Consider the following 18974-nt stretch of genomic DNA (forward strand, 5'->3'; position numbering starts at 1 on the left):
CACCACGGCGGTAAGGGAAATGATGGATTTTATTGCTGATGATGCGCTGACGCCTGCGGAAGAGTCACATTATGTGAATGCTTACTTACCGCTGGTGCATCGGGTTGTGAAGCAGCTTTCATATCAGGCGAGCAGCGTGATGGACAAAGAAGACATGGAGCAGATTGCCCTGATGGGGTTGCTCAGCTCTTTGCGCCGCTATGGTCATCCTGATGAACAGTTCGGGGCTTATGCCGTGCACCGCATTCGAGGGGCCGTGCTGGATGAGCTTCGTCAGCTCGACTGGCGTCCTCGCCGCCTGCGGCAAAAGACCCACAAATTGAACGACGCTATCCGGGAGGTTGCCCGTGAGCTTGGCCGTCCGCCCAGCTTTTCAGACCTTGCCGGGAGGCTGGAGATCGATGCCGAAGAGTATCAGGAGTATCTGCTGCTGGACTGCGCGAAGTCGATGGACAGCCTGGATGAATTGCTCAGCAGCGAAACGCATTCTGTTTCATTGAATGGCAGAAATTTAGAAGAAGAAGTGATGGTGAGCCGCACGCTGAAAACCGCGCTGGCAAGCCTTGATGAACGTGAACAAATGATTTTGACGCTTTACTACCAGCATGAAATGAGCCTGAAAGAGATAGCGCTGGTGCTGGGGCTGACGGAGGCTCGAATTTGCCAGCTGAATAAAAAAATAGCGCAAAAAATTGAGCAGTTTTTTTAGCAGTTTTTGAGAAGTGGAAACTCATGCAGAAATTATTAGGTTTAGTGATTATTTTCGTCTGTGTTGTCGGCGGTTTTATTATGTCCGGCGGGCGGCTGGCTTCGTTCTGGCAGCCTGGTGAAATCATTATCATTTTAGGGGCCGGTTTTGGGGCGCTGGTGCTGGCTAACCCTAAAGCGGTGCTGGCCGAAATGTACCGCCAGTTTCGCGGCGTGATGCGCAAAAATGAGTATACCGATGAGTATCAGCGCCAGCTGCTGATGCTGCTTTTTGAGCTGCTGGAACTGGTGCAGGACGGCGGTCTGAAGGTGCTGGACGAGCATATTGAAGTGCCGGAAAGTAGCCCGCTGTTTCAAAAGTACCCGCTGATTCTGCGCGACAAAGCGCTGATTACCTTTATTTCGGACAATTTCCGCCTGATGGCGATGGGCAAAATCAACGAGCACGAGCTGGAGGGGATCCTTGAGCAGGAGCTGGTGGCGATGGAAGAGGATCTGCTGCTGCCGTCCCGCTCGCTGCAGCGTATCGCCGAGGCCATGCCGGGGTTTGGGATTTGCGCCGCGGTGCTCGGAATAATCATTACCATGCAGTCTATCGATGGCTCCATCGCCGTTATCGGCGTGAAAGTAGCGGCCGCGCTGGTGGGGACTTTTCTTGGGGTCTTTTTCTGTTACTGCCTGATGGATCCGGTAGCAAACGCCATGGAGCAGCGCACCAAGAAGCAGATGGCGGTGCTCGAGTGCGTGCGAACCGTGCTGGTGAATCACGTTGCCGGTAAACCGACGCTGCTGGCGGTGGATGCCGGGCGAAAAATGCTGCCGCTGGACTCCAAACCCACGTTTGCCACACTCGATGGCTGGGTAAACCAGATGACGGGTGAAGCGTAATGCGTGGCAAAGCAAAGGGGCCTACCACCATTATTAAGCGCGCTTCACGCAGAAGCCATGACGCTGTTCATGGCGGCGCGTGGAAGGTGGCGTTTGCTGATTTTACCCTGGCCATGATGGCGCTGTTTATGGTGCTGTGGATTATGGGGGCGGTCACCGAAGAAGAGCGTAAAGAGATTGTCTCGTTGCTTAACAGCGACTCGCTGTTTGACGGGATGTCCGCGACGCCCATAACCCAGCCAAACGGCTCCGGGGGGAGCGTGACCATCCTGGCCGGGAAATCGAAGCCGGATGACGCCAGCCACGATATTCAACAGGATGTCGCCGCCCTGCATGCATTGACTAAAACGGCAAGCCAGAGCGAAAGGCTGGAGGACGTGAACCGCCGCTCTGAGCAGGAAATTGAAGATTTGGCCCGGGTGATCATGAAGATCACCTCTGCGTATGATGCCCAGTCCAACTTGCAAATCGAAATCGTGCCGCAGGGGCTGCGTATTTTGGTGCAGGATGACCAAAAAAGAGAAATGTTCCAGCGTAGCAGCGCCATTCTGACCCCCTTTTTTAACCGCCTGCTGACGGAGTTTGCTACGGCGCTGAACTCCATAGATAACAAAATCATTATTACCGGGCACACCGACTCCACGCGCTTTCGCGATCAGGAGCTTTACAACAACTGGAACCTGTCTGGTGAGCGCGCCATGCAGGCACGTAAAGCGCTGACCAAGGGCGGGTTGGCTGACGGGAAAGTGCTGCAGGTGAGCGGGATGGCGGACCAGATGCTGCTCGATCCTGAGCATCCTCTCAGTTCGGCCAACCGCCGGATTGAAATTATGGTGTTAACCCATTCCGCGAGCGCGTCGCTATATCAGTTCTTTGGCCAGCACGGGGAGAAAGTTCTTAAACCTCTGGCCGAGCGCGTCGCGCGGCAGCCCTCCACGGCACGATAAGTTTTCAGGTATTGGTTTTGTTCATATCGATTTCTACCTCAATTGTCTCCACTTTTCCGCCTGCGTCCGAACTCTCCCGGCGCATGGCGGGATTTTTTTTTCTGCTGCTTTTTGTTCTGTTTTCTTCACAAGCCTGGGCTTCACCCGCTAAGAAGCCGAAAGCCGGAGTGAAGCGCCCCCAGGTCGTGCAGCCGCAGAGTAAAGAAGCTCGCGAACGGATGAAGAATCGCGCGAGGTTGCTCGCGAATGCCCGGCCGCGCCTCGCCGTTGTCCCGCCTACGCCTGAACAGAAAAAGCGCCAGGCCGCGGAAAAACTAGCCGCCCGGGCTCTAAACCGTGAACAGCTTGCCATGCACATTCGCTGGCGACCTGGGTTGATAGGCGGTTCTGAAGCTTTGTGGCCGCTGGCGACCGAAGCGCTTATGGCTGAGATGAGCAGCCCGCGGGTTGAAGCCACCCTCCACAAAGTGATCGCCCGCCTCAAGCTCCAGCTGGGTAAACCCTATGTCTGGGGCGGGCAGACGCCGGAACAAGGGTTCGACTGTAGCGGGCTAATTTATTACGCCTATAACCAGCTGCTCAGCCAAAAGCTTCCGCGTACCGCCAACGGAATGTTCCAGGATAGGCGCATCAAGCGAATCAGTCAGCGTGAGCTTCGGCGCGGCGATCTGGTATTTTTCAGTATCAAAAGCCAGGGCAGCGCCGATCACGTCGGGGTTTATTTAGGGGAAGGGCAGTTTATCGAAGCGCCCAGAACCGGGCTAAATATTCGCATCAGCCAGTTGGCAGACAATTACTGGCAGGATCATTATCTGGGGGCGAAACGTATTTTGACCGAGGAGGCGATTTTGTAAGGCTACTCCTCACCCCGGCACTCTCCCCTCAGGGGGCGAGGGGGAAGGTAAAAGCCAGCAGCGAAATGCTGGTTTAAATCAGTACCCGGACATAAAGCGCGCCGTTCCCCGGCGCGGTGGCTGCATATAAAGCCGGGCTGGAAGCCAACGGAATAATCGCTGCGCTTCCATAATCGTGGGGGCTTGTGGCTAACAAGCAGCCCCTCCCGGAAGAGAGACCGCCCCGGCGAATCGAATTAACGGTGAAGCTCACCGGCGGCTTCCGGCTGGTAGTGCAACGCCAGCACTTCAAGGTGAGTCTGGCTGCCGTTTGGCAGCGCCCAGTTGATGCTATCACCTACACGCAGGCCCAGCAGCGCGGCACCTACCGGGGCCATAACGGAAAGCTGGCTGTCGCTGTCGGTCAGGTTTGCCGGGTAGACCAGCGTGCGAACGTGGACTTCCTGAGTGCTTAAATCGCGGAACTCTACGCGACTGTTCATGGACACCACATCCGGTGGCATCTTCTCCGGGCTGCACATCTCCGCGCGATCGAGTTCGGCGTTGAGCGCCTCTGCCACCGGGGCTTTGGCGTACTGCGGCTGTTCCAGCAGGCGGTCAAGGCGTTCGGCGTCTAGTTCGTTGATGATGATGGCAGGTCTGGACATAGTTCTCTCCGTGTAAAAAAAACAGGGCACTCATGTGCTGAAATCGTACAAAGAAAAACCCCCACCGAAACCGGCGAGGGTTGTTCATGTTGGAACGATGATACTGAGCTTGGCCTTCAGTTGAAAGCGAGATAAGTCACATTTTGACTTTACCCGTGCCGCTTACAAAATCACGCTTCCCAGCGCCGCCAGCAGGAAGGCGATGGTGCCGATCAGCGTTTCCATCACGGTCCAGGTTTTCAGCGTCGTTTTCTCATCCATTTCCAGGAAACGCCCCACCAGCCAGAAGCCTGAGTCATTTACGTGGGACAGCACGGTTGCTCCCCCGGCGATGGCGATAACGATAAAGCACAGGTCGAACTGGCTGAGACCGGTGGTGGCTTCGACCATCGGTGATACCAGCGCGGCGGTCGTGGTCAGGGCAACAGTGGCTGACCCTTGAGCGACGCGAAGCGCGGTCGAGATAACAAAGGCGGCAACGATAACCGGCATGCCGGTGTCCGAGAGTACGCCTGCCAGCGCGTCGCCGATGCCGCTGGCGCGCAGCACGCCGCCGAACATACCGCCGGCGCCGGTGACCAGGATAATGCCGCAAATCGGACCCAGCGCACCGTCACAAATTTTTTCAAGGTGCTGACGGCTGTGCTTGCCGCTGAAGACAATCAGCGCAAAAAAGACGGTGATCAGCAGCGCAATCGGCGTTTTGCCCAGCATACGCAAGAAGTTCACCAGCGTATTGTCGGCGCCGACCCAGCCGAGCACCGTGGCGGTGTTGAGGCCGGTATCAAGGAAAATCAGCACCAGCGGCATCAGTAAAATGGCCATCACCATCCCAAACGACGGTGGCTGGTGATTTTCGTCCACTTCGATTTTGCCGAGGAAAGAGGTTGGCAGAGGGATGTCGAATTTCTTTCCAGCATACAGCCCGAAGAGATAGGCACCGATATACCAGGTCGGAATGGCGATAATCAGCCCCACTACCACCAACAGGCCGATGTTCGCGCCCAGCAATTCACTGGCGGCCACGGGGCCTGGGTGTGGCGGCAGAAGCGCATGCATTACCGCAAAGGCGCCGGCTGCCGGGAGCGCATATTTCAGGGTTGAACCGCCAAATTGCTTAGCCACGCTGAAGATAATCGGCAGCATGACCACCAGGCCCGCGTCGAAGAAGATCGGGAAGCCAAACAGAAGTGAGGCGACGCCGAGCGCGAAGGGCGCCCGATGAGCGCCAAAGGTGCCAATCAGCGTATCCGCCAGCACTTTTGCGCCACCGGAAATTTCCAGCAGGCGGCCTATCATGGCGCCTAGCCCAACCAATAAAGCGACTCCCGCCAGGGTGCTGCCGAAGCCGCCCAGAATCGTGGGCACAATTTTGTCGAAGGGCACGCCCGTGACGAGGGCGACAATAACGCTGACCAGGGTCAGCGCCAGAAAAGCATGCACGCGAAAGCGCATGATCAAAATGAGCAGGAGCACGACGGAACAGGCGGCAATACCCAGCAGGCTTCCTGCGCCTAAACTTGTTGTTATTTCAGTCATTTTATTTCCCCAGTGGCAAATTCTAAGATGAATGCACCAAAAGCTTATTATCTGGTGATGTTGATACCGGTAACATGATATCGGTAACATCCAGCTGTCTGTAAATGAACTCTGTAATGTTTGTTAACATTTTGGGATGAAGTTCAAACAATCAAAATAATCAGCGCGAAAGGTGAGCGGGAGAATTGTTTGGCCGGAGAAAATCTGACATGCGCCTGTGCCGGGTTTGGTTCGCCGACAGAGGATGTGGGGGATAGGAAATATTCAGTTGTCGGGCAGGCAGTAGCGTGACTGTGTTTTTATTATTTTTTCTGGCAGTAATACTTTATGGGTAATTTATTTCAACGGGGCGGAAAATTCTTGTGTTTATTTTCACGCCGGCTAAAATCCACGCCCGCTGAATATCAGTGGGAAATGCAGTTTCTTTGTATTTTTTTAATCTGGCTAATTGCTATTGTTGGTATTAACTTCTTCATGGATGGTTCTATGCTTAAAGCAGTTTTTTTCTCTACGGCGTTACTGCTAACCGGCTGTACGGCCTCGGATTTCATCAGCGCGACGGGTGAAATATTAAATGCCAAAGACTCGCATGATAAAAATATGAGAAATGAAAGAATTAAGGCTGCTAATAAAGCCGCGGGTTATTAATTAAGGCTCGTCGTTCGGTTATACCGTTGCAGAAAGGATGTTTTTACGAATTATTGAACGACCGGGCCACCGATTTATGCGCTGGCCCGAGTGGTATTAACGAACATTGTGCTCCGCTATCGGCAGCAGAAGCTCTTTGAGAATGTCATAGCGCTCCTGCGGCGAGAGCCAGATAAATCCCAGCAGTTTTTGCCGACTGCCTTCACTCTCGAACTGTGCCTTCAACTGCAATAAATACCGTTTTGTTCTGCTCATGGTGACCTCCAGTTCCGTTACCTGAAGGCTATAACCAAAAAACCGGAACAAATAGTGATGCGATTAATTTTTGACTTCAGTATTTATTCAATCAGTAGCCAACTGCGTCCAGACGGAAGCTCTTCCCGCAGTTGCCCGGGTGTTTTTGCGGGGCAAAGGAGGCAGTTTGCAGCGGTTGGTTGATCTTATCTGCCAACAGGGAGATCTGCATCTCCGTGAGGTAGCTGGGGTTGCCGTCGCAGGTGAGTTTGATAGCGTCCACTGCGTCGCTGCCCCAGGTTTGCTTCACGGCTTTGTTAAACGCTTTACGCGTCACAACCTGGCCGTAGTTCTGAGCCAGAAACTGGCCAAAGGCGCTTTGTTTCACTTCTCCGTTCAGGCGTACCATCGTGCCGAAGTAATCGTCGGGGTTAAACCCAAAGCAGACGCCGTGTTTGGCGTACTCATAGCGTTCCAGGCAGGATTGCCCCCCGGCGCCGGGCATTACGCCCGCCAGCTTTGACGCCATTTCAACGGAAAGCCCGGTGTCCGGCGCGGCGCATTTGTTTGAGGCCCTGGCTTCAGCCATATTCGGTATCGGGCGGGTGGCGCAGCCGTAGCGCATCCAGCGTTTTTCATCGACGCCGCGCGAGGCGATAGATTTTGGCAGGCCCGGCCAGAGGCCGTGGACGGTCAGAAAAGCGCTTTTATCCGCCTGTTCCTGTTGGGCTTTGCACTCCGCGGGTTCGTTGCGATTGCGGTCGTGCATGCTCTGACAGAAGCCGGTTTGCCAGGAGAGCGCTAACACGTAGCGATCAAAATCCCCGTACTGGCTGGGTTGAAGGGCGTCGGCAAAAGCCACAGGGCTGAGGAAAAGCGGGGTGCAAAGCAGTAAATATCGCGGTGTGAAATTCATCGTTATTCTCTTATCTGTCCTGGAGGCGGGCTTATTATAGGCATAAAAAAAGCGCCTGTTGCAGGCGCTTGAAACGATGATGCCTGCCTGTTAGTGAACGATCGCTGCGGCAGGGACCAGAATCTCCGTGGCGATAATCACCACAATAAGGCCGACGGCCACCGGCACGGAAGTGCGCTTCACGACTTCGAAAGGCGAAATTTTTGCCATCCCGGCAACGGCTACCACGACACCGGAAACCGGAGAAATGGTGCGGCCCAGGTTTGAAGCCTGCAGCATCGGAATGGTCAGGTAAGCCGGGTTAATTCCGGAAGAGTGAGCCAGTTTTGGGATCATTTCGACAAAGGCATAGAACGGCGCGTTACCGGAGCCGGTGGTCATGGCCGCCAGCATGGTCAGCACCACCAACACCAGCATCAGAATAATGCTCGCCGAGCCAAACGAGGTGGCAATGGAAATCAGGCTTTGAATAAAGCCGATGGTGCTTAACCCTTGGGCAAATACGCCGGCGGCAACCAGCAACATCACCACATTGGCAAAGGCGTCCGCCATGCCGCGGTAGCACACTTCCATCCCGGAGAAGACGTGCTGCGTATTGAAGCTGCGGAAAAACTCAATCAGGGCGGCAATCAAAATACATATCACCAGGATGGTAATGATATGCAGCTGCGGGCCCCATTTGCCGTCGAAAATCAGCACGCCGACGATCGGCGTAAACGGCAGGATGGCGTAGAAAGAGGGCGCAGAAGTCTGGATTTCACTCACGTCCAGCATTTCATGGTTGATGTGCTCTTTCTTGTCGAGGTAGCGCTGCCAGAAGAAGTGCGCAATGGCCATGCTGATGATGGCGGCGATGGAGATAGGAATGGTCGTTTTAAAGGCAAAATCCACCAGCGACATTTCAGAGGCCTGAGCTGCCAGCACCACGTCCCCGGAAGTAGGCGCCAGAATAATCGCCGCCGGAGAGGCACAGATGGCCGCTGCAGCGCCACGACTGATGCCGACGTTGACCATGACCGGGAACAGCGTCGCCATTAACAGCACGCCAAGCCCGGTTGCCGAAGATACCGCCAGCGACATCAGGCAGGCGACGAAGTAGGCCGCAATCATCAGAAGGTAAGGCGAGTTAATGAATTTCAGTGGCTTAGAGGCCAGCTTGACCACCACATCGTTGGCGCCGATGTGGGTCATGTAGGCCGCAAAACCGCAGAGCATCATGATCATCATGCCCAGATCGCCGCCGCGGCTCATCAGCAGGATTTTGACGTATTCAAAAATGTCCGTAGCGGTGTAGCCGGTGCTCTCCGCGCTGGCGGGCAGCACTTTATGCCCCATCAGCGCACTGACGATAAGTAACAACAACCCGCCGACGAACAGCACGCCGGTGGCTGAGTAGCCTTTGATGATGTAGCGGGCAACGCCCACAATCACCACTACCCCAATAATAAGTTCCAGAATGGTAAGCATGATATCCCCTGATACGTTAAGGCGCTCTTCGGCGTCCTCACGCTGGCGGCTAAAAGTGGTTTTCTCTCAGAAAATTAAAATAGTGATTTTTTACAGTCGGCTGTAAAGGGCTAAGAATTTGCCTCAGAACCCGTTTGGAGTTTCTGATGAGCATCAATTTTCGTTGCAACGGATCAACTTTAGGCAAAGCTTTTGTTAGCTGCATTACGTTTACCGTCGCGGCTGATAAAAAATAAGGCATAAAAATCGTGCGGATTTTGGCGGTAAAAACGACGATTTGTTATGTGAAAACAATGATTACTTTGCTGGATTGTTAACAAGTGGCTTTTTCGTAAAGCAGTTAAAAAAAACTTTTAAACGCCACAGGCTGCCGCCTATACTGCCGATCTCTTTTATGTCGGGGTTTTTATGCTGCACACCTCCCTCTGGTCGACAAGCCGCTGGCGCTTTATCAGGAAGCATCTTTTGATGCTGCTGTTGGCGTTGGGCTGGTTTTTTGTCAACAGTCAGGTGGCGATAGCATCTTACGATTGCCCGGTTGAAATGACGGCTGGCCCAATGGCAGCCCCGCATAGCGACACCATGCAGATGCCTGATAAGGCTATGCAGGCGAAACTCAGCAACCCGCTGTGTGAAAAACACTGCGTGCCGGACGTCATGCAAAAAGACAACGGGCACAGTTCGCTGGTGGCGCTGCCGGTTGCCGATACCCTCGCGCTGGTCTCGCCTCAGTGTTCCGCGGCCGTTGAATCCGCCCCTTACCTTACTCCTCCCACAACAGGACCGCCGGCAACCATTCGTTTTTGCCGCTTTAGAGAATAACTCCAGCACCGTCAATGCATTGGGGCTTTGCCCATTCCCTTTTTGACTGTGTTTTGGAGATAAATCATGTTTAACGCTATTCGTTCTGCTGCCGCCTGTGCGCTGCTTGTTGTTGCCGCTTTCCCTGCTTTTTCCGCTGAAACTTCCCACGATATGTCCTCCATGAAGGGGATGTCTGATATGCCTGGTATGGCGATGTCTTCTCAGGCTTCACCCTCTGCTCAGGTTTATAAAACCGAAGGCGTAGTGAAGAAAATCACCGCCGATACAGTGTCTATTGCCCATCACCCCGTCGCCGAGCTTGGCTGGCCAGCCATGACCATGACGTTCGCTTTGCCGAAGGACGGTTCACTGCCTGCGTTAGCGGTGGGAGAGAAGATTGCTTTCTCATTCGCCCAGCATGCAGCCGGGTACCAGTTGGTTTCCGCCACCCCGCTGAAATAACCGAGGTTGCCATGAAACGACACACCCTGAGCCTCTGGCTTGGCGGGGTGCTGTTGACTGCGTCTGTCTCCGCCGCTCAGGCGGCGGAGCTCAGCCTGCAACAGACTCTGCTGGCCGCCGAGCACTATTCTGCGGCGCTGTCCGCCAACCGTAACCAGAGCGATGCCCTGAACGCGATGGCCGACTCTGCCCGGCAGTTGCCCGATCCAAAGCTGAAGTTTGGCATCGAAAACGTGCCGGTGCAGGGCAGTAATAACCATCGTTTTAGCCGCGACGGCATGACCATGCAGCGCATCGGCATCATGCAGGACTACGTCAGCGAAGAAAAACGCGATCGCAAAGCGGACACCATCCTGGCTCAGTCGGCCAGCAGCCAGGCGAAAGCCGAGGTGATTCGCGCCAATCTGCAACGCGACACCGCACAGGCATGGCTGGATCTTGCCTTATCTGAACGCGTGCTGACGGCCGCTCGTAAACTGGTGAGCGAAACCGAGCGGCAAATTGGCGTTCAGAAAGCCACCGTCGCCAGCGGCAGTTCACCCGCCTCTGGCGTAGTGGATATCCGCATGACGCTGCTGACTATGCAGGACAAAGTTACGCTTGCCGAGCGCGATGTCACGCTGGCGCAGACGCGGTTGCTGCAGTTGACCGGCCAGACGGTAGATAGCGTGGTTGGCACGCTGCCCCGCTACCAGCGATTACCTGCCGATCCGGCGGTGCTTGAAGAAGGCGTGATGCAGCACCCGGAAGTGGTTGAGGCTGCCCGCGAAGCCGATGTGGCTCGCGCAAAGTCGGCGCAGTCTGCCGTGGCGGCTAAACCGGATGTTGGCATTGAGGTGTATTACGGCCGCCGGGCGGAAGGGTACGACGATATGGCGGGGGTGATGTTCACCGTCGACTTACCTCTGTTTAAATCCCAGCGCCAGGATAAAGACTACTCCGCCGATGTTTCCCGTGCGATGGAAGCGAACGATCAGCTGGCGCTGGCTCGCCGCGAGCGTATCGCCCTGGTTCACAGCCTGGTGGCGAATTATCAGGCTGCACAAAGCGTCTGGCAGCGTCAGCAGGAACAAGCGCTGCCGCTTCAGCGCCAGCGTCTGTCTTTGCTGGAGTCTCAGTATCGTGCCGGGCAGTCCTCTCTGGCTGAACTGCTGGCCGCCCGCCGGGATCTTCTGGACAGCGAACTGACCGCCAGCAGCGCGGAAAAAGCCGTGGCCACCAACTGGGCTGCCATCCGCTACCTCACGCCACAGGATGTAAACTAATGAAAAAATCACTCACTTTTTCCCTGCTGGCGGTGGCGGTCGTTACCGCGCTGGCCGCGGGATATTACGCCGGGAAGCAGCAAACCGCCCAGCAGAATGCCGAGGTTCAGCCCCAACAGGAAGGCGGCCGCAAAGTGCTTTACTGGTACGATCCTATGGTGCCGGGCCAGCGGTTCGACAAGCCGGGAAAATCGCCGTTTATGGATATGGCGCTGGTGCCACGCTATGCGGATGAAGTGGCCAACGATGGCGGCGTGACGGTCAGCAGCCGGCAGCAGCAAAACCTGGGCATTAAGACGGCCAGCGTTGAGCGTAAGGCCCTGAGCGTGCCGTTCGCCGCTTTTGCCACCGTGACGCTGGACGAACGCAGCGTCCAGATAATCCCGGCCAGCGCTAACGGTATTGTGGAAACGCTGTATGTCAAAGCCCCGCAGCAGTACGTGAAGGCCGGAGAACCGCTGGCACAGCTTTGGTTCCCGGAATGGACCGCGGCGCAACAGGAGTTTCTGGCGGTACGCAAGCTGGGAGACAGCGCTTTAACCGCTGCGGCCAGAGAGCGACTGCAGCTGCAGTTTATGCCCGCCGAGGTCATTCGCCAGGTTGAGCGCAGCGGCAAGCCCCAAACCCGCGTTACCCTGCGCGCGAAGCTTGCCGGGTACGTGAATAAGCTGGAGGCGCGGGAAGGGCAGCAGGTGACCGCGAACGCTCCGCTGTTCGAAGTGGCAAGCCTTGCGTCGGTGTGGATTGTGGTGGATTACCCGCAGTCGCAGGCTCAGGCATTGCAGCCGGGCAGCGAAATTGTCGCGACCGCAGACAGCTGGCCTGGGGAGGTATTCCACGGGCGGGTAAGCGAACTGCTGCCGAACCTCGAGACCACCACCCGCACGCTGAAGGCGCGCATTGTGCTGGATAATCCGCAAATGAAGCTCAAGCCCGGCATGTATCTCAGCGTGCATCTGGCGAATCAACAGCCTCACGCCGCCGTTCTGGCTGTACCCGAGGAGTCGCTGATTGAAACCGGAAGTCAAAGCCGCGTGCTGGTTGCCGAAGACGGCGGCCACTTCCGCCCGGTGAGCGTGGTGCCAGGCATCAGCGATAAAGGCTGGGTGGAAATTCGTTCCGGGCTGAATGAGGGGGAGAAAGTGGTCACTTCCGGCCAGTTCCTTATCGACTCAGAGGCGAGCCTGCGCAGCGCTTTGCCGGAGCCGGAAGGGCAGCCTAAAGCTCCGCCAGCAGCAACAACCTACGATGGAGAGGGCGTGGTCAAAGCGGTCAGTGCGGATGCTATTACAATTGCTCATCATCCAATCCCCGCGCTGAACTGGGGGGCGATGGTCATGCCTTTTGCGCTGACATCGCCCACCGGCCTGAAGCCGGGCGATACGGTAATGTTCAGCTTTACGATGGATGACGAACATGGGGCCGTTATCACTCACCTGATGCCAATGGCGGGGGCGCATAAATGATTGCCGCCGTTATTCGCTGGTCGCTTAAAAATCGTCTGCTGGTGGTGCTGGCCGCCATTATTATGGCGGCGTGGGGGCTGTGGTCGTTGCAAAAGGCCCCGCTGGATGCGCTGCCAGATCTCTCTGATGTGCAGGTGATTGTGCGGGTCAGCTATCCGGGCAAAGCGCCGCAAATCGTTGAGGACCAGGTCACGTATCCGCTGACCACCACTATGCTGTCCGTCCCGGGCGCTAAAACGGTGCGTGGTTTCTCCATGTTTGGCGATTCCTATGTCTACATTCTGTTCGATGACGGGACCGATCCTTACTGGGCGCGTTCCCGGGTGCTCGAATACCTGAGCCAGGTACAATCTCAACTACCGCCGGAAGCCAAAGCCTCGCTGGGGCCGGATGCTACCGGAGTTGGCTGGGTGTATGAATATGCGCTGGTGGACAGAACCGGGAAACACAGCCTGGCCGATCTGCGGGCCCTCCAGGACTGGACGCTGAAGTTTGAGCTGAAAACCGTGCCTAACGTCTCCGAAGTGGCAAGCGTAGGCGGCATGGTGCGCCAGTACCAGATTGTGCTCGACCCGGAGCGCATGAAGGCGCTGAATATCACCCATGAACAAGTCATCAATGCGGTAAAAAATGCCAATCAGGAAGGGGGCGGGTCGGTGCTCGAAATGGGAGAGGCCGAGTACATGGTGCGTACTTCTGGCTATCTCAAAAACCTGGATGACTTTAAGCAGGTCGCGATCGCCAGCCGCGACGGCGTGCCGGTGCTGCTTTCCGATGTTGCTTCCATCAGGCTGGGGCCGGAAATCCGCCGGGGCGTCGCCGAGTTTAACGGGGAAGGCGAAGTCGCGGGCGGCATAATCGTGATGCGCTATGGCAAAAACGCGCTTGAAACGATTAACGCGGTGAAAGAGAAACTGGCCCAGCTACAGAAAAGTTTGCCGGCGGGCGTTGAAATTGTGCCGGTCTACGATCGCTCTCACCTTATTGAAAACGCAATTGAAACGCTTTCCCACAAGCTGCTGGAAGAGTTTATCGTTGTTGCCATTATTTGTTCGTTGTTCCTGTTCCACTTCCGCTCCGCGCTGGTGGCGATCATTACTTTGCCGCTGGGTATTCTGGGGGCGTTTATCGTCATGCATTACCAGGGCGTGAATGCCAATATTATGTCGCTGGGCGGAATCGCGATAGCCATTGGCGCGATGGTTGATGCGGCGATAGTGATGATTGAAAACATGCACAAGGTGCTGGAGCAGTGGCGGCACGATCATCCGGGAGAACAGCCGCGCGGCGAGGATTACTGGCAAATATCCCAACAGGCGGCGGTAGAAGTGGGGCCGGCGCTGTTTTGTAGCTTGCTGATTATCACCCTGTCGTTTATTCCAGTTTTCTCTCTTGAGGCGCAGGAGGGGAGAATGTTTTCGCCGCTGGCTTTCACCAAAACCTATTCGATGGCGGTGGCCGCGGGGCTGGGGATAACGCTGGTACCGGTGCTGATGGGCTGGTTCATTCGTGGCAAGATCCCCGATGAAAAGGCCAACCCGATTAACCGCTGGCTGATTGCGGCCTACGAACCCATTTTGGAAAAGGTGCTCGACAGGCCGAGGACAACGCTTGCGGTAGCCGGCGTGCTGTTAGTGGCTACGCTGTGGCCGCTGAGCAAACTGGGCAGTGAGTTTATGCCGCCGCTGGATGAGGGGGATCTGCTGTATATGCCGTCGACGCTGCCGGGGATCTCGACGCGTGAGGCAGGGCGGCTGCTGCAACAGACCGATCGTCTGATCAAAACCGTGCCGGAAGTTGAAACCGTTTTTGGTAAAGCCGGACGCGCCGAAACGGCCACCGATCCTGCGCCGCTAACGATGATAGAAACCACCATTCGCTTTAAGCCGCGCGACCAGTGGCGGCCGGGAATGACGATGGACAAGCTGGTGAACGAACTGGACAACGTGGTGAAGGTGCCGGGCATTGCCAACGTGTGGGTGCCGCCTATCCGTAACCGGCTGGACATGCTGGCCACCGGGATCAAAAGCCCGGTTGGGATCAAGGTGAACGGCAATAATATTGCCGCCATCGAGTCGGTGGCCGAGCAGATTGAGCATGTGGTGAGGCAGGTGCCTGGGGTGACGTCTGCGCTGGCTGAGCGCCTGGGCGGCGGGCGCTATGTGGATATCGACATCGATAGACGTAAAGCGGCGCGCTATGGGGTTTCGGTTAAAGAGCTGCAGTCGCTGGTTGCCACGGTTATCGGAGGGGAAAACATCGGTGAAACCATTGAAGGACGCGAGCGTTTTCCTATAAATGTGCGCTATCCGCGTGAACTGCGCGACAACGTGCAGAAATTGCGCGATTTACCGGTTATTACCTCAAACGGCAGTCAGGTGGCGCTTTCTGAACTGGCAAATATTGCGATTACAGAGGGACCGCCGATGCTGAAAAGTGAAAATGCGCGTCTTTCAAACTGGATTTATGTCGATCTGCGTGGCCGTGATTTGAAATCCGCCGTTGAGGATATGCAGCGTGCCGTGGCCGAGCAGGTGAAATTACCTGAAGGCGTTTCCCTTTCCTGGTCAGGGCAGTTTGAATACCTGGATCGCGCGACGGCGAAATTAAAAATCGTCCTGCCTTTTACCTTGTTAATCATATTTGTACTGTTATATGTCACCTTCTCACGAGTAAAGGATGCGCTATTAATTATGGGGACTTTACCGTTCTCATTAATTGGCGGCGTGTGGCTGCTCTATCTGTTGGGATATAACCTGTCGGTTGCCGGAGCCGTTGGTTTTATTGCCCTGGCAGGGGTTGCGGCTGAATTTGGTGTGATCATGGTGCTTTATTTAAATCAGGCGCTTACCAGGCATCAAAAAACCGATGACGTGCAGGATGATGGCATACTGCGGCGTGCTATTCATGAGGGCGCTGTGCTGCGCGTCAGGCCAAAGGTGATGACGGTTGCCACCATTATGGCGGGTTTGCTGCCGATTATGTGGGGCAATGGTACCGGATCAGAGGTGATGCGGCGAATTGCCGCGCCGATGATTGGGGGAATGGTGACGGCGCCGCTGCTGTCGATGTTGGTTATCCCGGCGGTATATATGCTTATCAAAAAACGGAAATAAGTTCCATCGGCCGAGGCGTATATAGTTATGCGCTTCGGCCTACAACCTTATTCATAATTGTCTGATAGCTATTTGAGAAATCAGCGTGTTGAGCACGAATGCTGGATAATTTTCTTTACAAGTCATGTGCAGATTTAGCTTTCATTGAGATATAATTCAGTAAGCTAACTGTCGAATTTTAATATGGTAATAACGACGTGACTTACACGAATAAACTGTTCTCAATTTTGATTTTTGTTTGCACGCTTGGGTTGAGCACTTCTGCTGCTGCGGAAGGCGGCTTTTTCAGCAATGCATGGGACACCTTCTCTGGCCAGGTTTCTAAAACCTGGCACGAGCCAGAACATTATGATCTTTACGTGCCGGCGATTACCTGGCACGCCCGCTTTGCCTATGACAAAGAGAAAACCGATCGCTATAACGAGCGGCCGTGGGGTGCAGGTTTTGGTCAGTCTCGCTGGGATGAAAATGGCAACTGGAATGGCATCTATTTGATGGCGTTCAAGGACTCCTTTAATAAGTGGGAGCCTATCGGCGGTTACGGCTGGGAGAAAACCTGGCGACCGCTACGCGATGATAATTTCCATTTAGGTCTGGGGTATACCGTCGGTGTCACTGCTCGCGACAACTGGAACTATATTCCTATCCCGGTGGTGCTGCCGCTGGCTTCGATTGGCTATGGTCCGGCGACTTTCCAGATGACCTACATTCCGGGTACCTATAATAACGGTAATGTCTACTTTGCCTGGATGCGGTTCCAGTTCTGATTTTGTGCGCCTGAAGCCTGTGAAAACTGAGGGTTTTTATACCCCTTAAAAAACAAGGTGTAATGCGCAAGCTAGTAAAAAGTTAGCGACTTTTATCACTTTTTAGCAATTCTGGACTGGACAAAAGCCACCACAATTGTTGTACTGATGCCCGACACAGCATTTGTGTCGTTTTTTCATGTAAAGGTAATTTTGATGTCTAAGATTAAAGGTAACGTTAAGTGGTTTAATGAATCCAAAGGCTTCGGCTTCATTACTCCGGAAGATGGCAGCAAAGACGTGTTCGTACACTTCTCTGCAATCCAGAGCAATGGTTTCAAAACCCTGGCTGAAGGCCAGCGCGTTGAGTTTGAAATCACTAACGGTGCCAAAGGCCCTTCTGCTGCAAACGTAATGCCTATCTAAGTCATTACCAGTAGAATATAAAAACCCGCTAAGGCGGGTTTTTTTTTGCCTGTGATTTCTCAGGCAAACAGATACGTTTTCAAAAACAGCCCGACGATGATGACGCTTATCAGCACGCTCGCCCAGCCGGTTATTTGCTCTTTCATTGCCTGTTCCCCCAAAGATATGGCAGGGATAGTGGCAGAGAAAAATTAAGCTAACATTAACGCAGCCGGCTTATTGGGTCACGAAAAGAGAAACCAACCAAAATGCGAGCGCGGTCATCATAAATGAGCCCGCAAGGTTGAGCAGGACGTTCATGCTTGCCCACATCAATCGCCCATCCTGTAGCAGTAAAACGACTTCCGCAGAAAACGTCGAGAACGTCGTCAGGCCGCCGCAAAAACCAGTGGTGATTAATAGCTTCCACATCGGGTCGACATTGCTGAAGCGGCTAAACAGCGCCAGCCCAAGGCCGATGATAAATGCCCCGGTCAGGTTAGCGATTAGCGTCCCGATGGGGATCCCCATGTGCAACGGATTGAACTTCATACTGAGAAACCAGCGTGCTACGCTGCCCATCCCGCCGCCGATAAAGACGGCGAAAAGCATCTGAATCACGATTAATCCTTATTAAACATCAGCAATGGAAAAAGTGTAGCGTTCAGCGCGGGAGATTTATACCCAATGTGCTGTAATTAATCCTTTGAGCGGTGAGGCGAATATGAAGGTTGCTGTGGGGCAGTTCGTTGTAGGGCCAGTCTGGCAGGAAAACGCGGCAACCTGCGTTAGCCTGATGGCGCAGGCGGCGGCGAAAGAGGCCGATTTGTTAGTCTTACCCGAGGCGGTACTGGCCCGGAGTGATAGCGATTCGGATTTGTCAGTCAAGTCAGCGCAGAAGCTGGATGGCGGCTATGTGCAACAGCTGCAGGCTGAAAGCCGGAAGAACGATATGACAACGGTGCTAACGCTGCATGTCCCTACCCAAGAAGGGCGGGCGGCAAACACCTTGCTGGCAATCCGCAGCGGCGAGATTGTGGCGAGCTACCAGAAAGTTCATCTGTACGACGCTTTCAGCGTGCAGGAGTCCCGGCTGGTGGACGCCGGGGCAAGCCTGGCCCCCTTGATTAAGGTTGCCGGGATGAACGTGGGGCTTATGACCTGCTACGACCTGCGTTTTCCTGACATGGCGCTGAGCCTGGCACTTAGCGGGGCAGAGGTTCTGGTTTTGCCCGCGGCCTGGCTGAAAGGCCCGCATAAAGAGGCTCACTGGGCAACGCTTCTCGCCGCGCGCGCGCTGGACTCGACCTGTTACGTGGTTGCTTCCGGGGAGTGCGGCAATAAGAATATTGGCCAGAGCCGAATCATTGATCCGCTGGGAGTGACCGTTGCGGCGGCAGCAGAGTCCCCGGCGCTGATTTTTGCCGAGATCGCAGCAGAGCGTGTGGCGGCGGTCAGGCAAATGCTGCCGGTGCTGCTTAACCGGCGTTTTGCGGTGCCGCAAATGCTATGATGTTTTTTTAATCAAACCTTGATTCACCTTGTTACAGATTGCTATTGTGTCGCGCGGACAAATGTCCGTTAATGCAATCAGGTCTTTTATTCGCCGTTGTCACGGCACGCATCACAAAAGAAGGTAGGTATGGGAGAGATTAGTATCACTAAGCTGCTGGTTGTCGGCGCGCTGATCGTATTGCTGTTTGGTACCAAGAAGCTGCGCACGCTGGGCGGCGATCTCGGTTCTGCCATCAAAGGCTTTAAGAAAGCGATGGCTGAAGACGACAGTGGCAAAAAGCCCGATACCGAAGCTGAAGCCTCTGCAGAACAGCGCATCGTTCACAAAGACTGAATGACGACTGCAA

19 protein-coding genes are annotated in these 18974 nt (G+C 54.9%); 14 read left to right on the forward strand and 5 right to left on the reverse strand.

Annotated elements, in window-relative coordinates; genetic code table 11:
• The first annotated feature begins 22 nt into the window (after positions 1–22).
• The 4 genes from VW41_05575 (at position 23) to VW41_05590 (ending at position 3397) form a co-directional block, all read left to right on the forward strand.
• Positions 23–709: a flagellar biosynthesis sigma factor gene (locus tag VW41_05575; GenBank protein AJZ88541.1), complete on the forward strand. Its 687-nt coding sequence runs from the start codon at positions 23–25 to the stop codon at positions 707–709.
• Between the two features lie 23 nt (positions 710–732).
• Positions 733–1596 carry a flagellar motor protein MotA gene (locus VW41_05580; GenBank protein ID AJZ88542.1) on the forward strand — a complete coding sequence of 288 codons (864 nt, stop codon included), beginning with the start codon at positions 733–735 and terminating at the stop codon, positions 1594–1596.
• The gene (locus VW41_05585) at positions 1596–2543 is read left to right on the forward strand and encodes a flagellar motor protein B (protein ID AJZ88543.1); all 948 of its coding nucleotides are present in this window, start codon (positions 1596–1598) and stop codon (positions 2541–2543) included. Before VW41_05580 ends, VW41_05585 begins: the two co-directional genes overlap by 1 nt.
• A gap of 167 nt (positions 2544–2710) precedes the next feature.
• Entirely contained in the window at positions 2711–3397 is a 687-nt protein-coding gene (locus VW41_05590) for a hypothetical protein (GenBank protein AJZ91873.1), read from the forward strand.
• A gap of 236 nt (positions 3398–3633) precedes the next feature.
• On the opposite strand, the gene VW41_05595 is transcribed toward VW41_05590, so the two are convergent.
• Together VW41_05595 and VW41_05600 are read right to left on the reverse strand one after the other, a co-directional pair.
• A complete protein-coding gene (locus tag VW41_05595) occupies positions 3634–4044 on the reverse strand; it encodes a nucleoside diphosphate kinase regulator (GenBank protein AJZ88544.1) in 411 nt (136 codons plus the stop codon).
• Positions 4045–4206: 162 nt separating this feature from the next.
• Entirely contained in the window at positions 4207–5583 is a 1377-nt protein-coding gene (locus tag VW41_05600; GenBank protein ID AJZ88545.1) for a permease, read from the reverse strand.
• 414 nt (positions 5584–5997) lie between these two features.
• On the opposite strand from VW41_05600, the gene VW41_05605 reads away from it, so the two are divergent.
• Positions 5998–6231, forward strand: coding sequence for a hypothetical protein (locus tag VW41_05605; protein ID AJZ88546.1), 234 nt, complete (start codon positions 5998–6000; stop codon positions 6229–6231).
• 346 nt (positions 6232–6577) lie between these two features.
• Here the strand turns inward: VW41_05605 and VW41_05610 are convergent, their stop codons facing one another.
• Positions 6578–7381 carry a ribonuclease I gene (locus VW41_05610; GenBank protein ID AJZ88547.1) on the reverse strand — a complete coding sequence of 268 codons (804 nt, stop codon included), beginning with the start codon at positions 7379–7381 and terminating at the stop codon, positions 6578–6580.
• A 90-nt stretch (positions 7382–7471) separates the two neighbouring features.
• The gene (gene dcuC, locus VW41_05615) at positions 7472–8848 is read right to left on the reverse strand and encodes a C4-dicarboxylate transporter (protein ID AJZ88548.1); all 1377 of its coding nucleotides are present in this window, start codon (positions 8846–8848) and stop codon (positions 7472–7474) included.
• Positions 8849–9259: 411 nt separating this feature from the next.
• Here dcuC and VW41_05620 point away from each other — a divergent pair, with 411 nt between their 5' ends.
• The 7 genes from VW41_05620 to VW41_05650 all read left to right on the forward strand — a co-directional run bounded on the left by VW41_05620 (position 9260) and on the right by VW41_05650 (position 17133).
• On the forward strand, positions 9260–9670 hold the full coding sequence (locus VW41_05620) for a hypothetical protein (GenBank protein AJZ91874.1): 411 nt from the start codon (positions 9260–9262) through the stop codon (positions 9668–9670).
• A gap of 153 nt (positions 9671–9823) precedes the next feature.
• A complete protein-coding gene (locus VW41_05625) occupies positions 9824–10114 on the forward strand; it encodes a hypothetical protein (GenBank protein ID AJZ91875.1) in 291 nt (96 codons plus the stop codon).
• Between the two features lie 11 nt (positions 10115–10125).
• Positions 10126–11379: a heavy metal RND transporter gene (locus tag VW41_05630; protein ID AJZ88549.1), complete on the forward strand. Its 1254-nt coding sequence runs from the start codon at positions 10126–10128 to the stop codon at positions 11377–11379.
• A complete protein-coding gene (locus VW41_05635) occupies positions 11379–12845 on the forward strand; it encodes a cobalt transporter (GenBank protein ID AJZ88550.1) in 1467 nt (488 codons plus the stop codon). The genes VW41_05630 and VW41_05635 overlap by 1 nt, the downstream gene beginning before the upstream one ends.
• Positions 12842–15961, forward strand: a complete 3120-nt coding sequence (locus VW41_05640) for a cation transporter (protein AJZ88551.1) — start codon at positions 12842–12844, stop codon at positions 15959–15961. Before VW41_05635 ends, VW41_05640 begins: the two co-directional genes overlap by 4 nt.
• Before the next feature lie 197 nt (positions 15962–16158).
• On the forward strand, positions 16159–16728 hold the full coding sequence (gene pagP, locus VW41_05645; protein AJZ88552.1) for a phospholipid:lipid A palmitoyltransferase: 570 nt from the start codon (positions 16159–16161) through the stop codon (positions 16726–16728).
• A gap of 195 nt (positions 16729–16923) precedes the next feature.
• The gene (locus VW41_05650) at positions 16924–17133 is read left to right on the forward strand and encodes a cold-shock protein (GenBank protein AJZ88553.1); all 210 of its coding nucleotides are present in this window, start codon (positions 16924–16926) and stop codon (positions 17131–17133) included.
• A gap of 216 nt (positions 17134–17349) precedes the next feature.
• Here VW41_05650 and VW41_05655 read toward each other — a convergent pair whose 3' ends face one another.
• Positions 17350–17733 carry a camphor resistance protein CrcB gene (locus tag VW41_05655; GenBank protein ID AJZ88554.1) on the reverse strand — a complete coding sequence of 128 codons (384 nt, stop codon included), beginning with the start codon at positions 17731–17733 and terminating at the stop codon, positions 17350–17352.
• Positions 17734–17836: 103 nt separating this feature from the next.
• Between VW41_05655 and VW41_05660 the strand changes: the two genes are divergently transcribed.
• Both VW41_05660 and tatE read left to right on the forward strand, forming a co-directional pair.
• Positions 17837–18625, forward strand: a complete 789-nt coding sequence (locus tag VW41_05660; GenBank protein ID AJZ88555.1) for a hydrolase — start codon at positions 17837–17839, stop codon at positions 18623–18625.
• A 129-nt stretch (positions 18626–18754) separates the two neighbouring features.
• Entirely contained in the window at positions 18755–18961 is a 207-nt protein-coding gene (tatE, locus tag VW41_05665) for a preprotein translocase subunit SecE (protein ID AJZ88556.1), read from the forward strand.
• Positions 18962–18974: the final 13 nt, after the last annotated feature.

Origin of the sequence: Klebsiella michiganensis (assembly GCA_000963575.1) — a bacterium.
GTDB lineage: Bacteria > Pseudomonadota > Gammaproteobacteria > Enterobacterales > Enterobacteriaceae > Cedecea > Cedecea michiganensis_A.

Coding starts and splice junctions, on each gene's coding strand:
- VW41_05575 (AJZ88541.1), top strand. CDS start 23: ATGGATTTTATTGCTGATGATGCGCTGACGCCTGCGGAAGAGTCACAT.
- VW41_05580 (AJZ88542.1), top strand. CDS start 733: ATGCAGAAATTATTAGGTTTAGTGATTATTTTCGTCTGTGTTGTCGGC.
- VW41_05585 (AJZ88543.1), top strand. CDS start 1,596: ATGCGTGGCAAAGCAAAGGGGCCTACCACCATTATTAAGCGCGCTTCA.
- VW41_05595 (AJZ88544.1), bottom strand. CDS start 4,044: ATGTCCAGACCTGCCATCATCATCAACGAACTAGACGCCGAACGCCTT.
- VW41_05600 (AJZ88545.1), bottom strand. CDS start 5,583: ATGACTGAAATAACAACAAGTTTAGGCGCAGGAAGCCTGCTGGGTATT.
- VW41_05605 (AJZ88546.1), top strand. CDS start 5,998: ATGCAGTTTCTTTGTATTTTTTTAATCTGGCTAATTGCTATTGTTGGT.
- VW41_05610 (AJZ88547.1), bottom strand. CDS start 7,381: ATGAATTTCACACCGCGATATTTACTGCTTTGCACCCCGCTTTTCCTC.
- dcuC (AJZ88548.1), bottom strand. CDS start 8,848: ATGCTTACCATTCTGGAACTTATTATTGGGGTAGTGGTGATTGTGGGC.
- VW41_05625 (AJZ91875.1), top strand. CDS start 9,824: ATGTCCTCCATGAAGGGGATGTCTGATATGCCTGGTATGGCGATGTCT.
- VW41_05630 (AJZ88549.1), top strand. CDS start 10,126: ATGAAACGACACACCCTGAGCCTCTGGCTTGGCGGGGTGCTGTTGACT.
- VW41_05635 (AJZ88550.1), top strand. CDS start 11,379: ATGAAAAAATCACTCACTTTTTCCCTGCTGGCGGTGGCGGTCGTTACC.
- VW41_05640 (AJZ88551.1), top strand. CDS start 12,842: ATGATTGCCGCCGTTATTCGCTGGTCGCTTAAAAATCGTCTGCTGGTG.
- VW41_05650 (AJZ88553.1), top strand. CDS start 16,924: ATGTCTAAGATTAAAGGTAACGTTAAGTGGTTTAATGAATCCAAAGGC.
- VW41_05660 (AJZ88555.1), top strand. CDS start 17,837: ATGAAGGTTGCTGTGGGGCAGTTCGTTGTAGGGCCAGTCTGGCAGGAA.
- tatE (AJZ88556.1), top strand. CDS start 18,755: ATGGGAGAGATTAGTATCACTAAGCTGCTGGTTGTCGGCGCGCTGATC.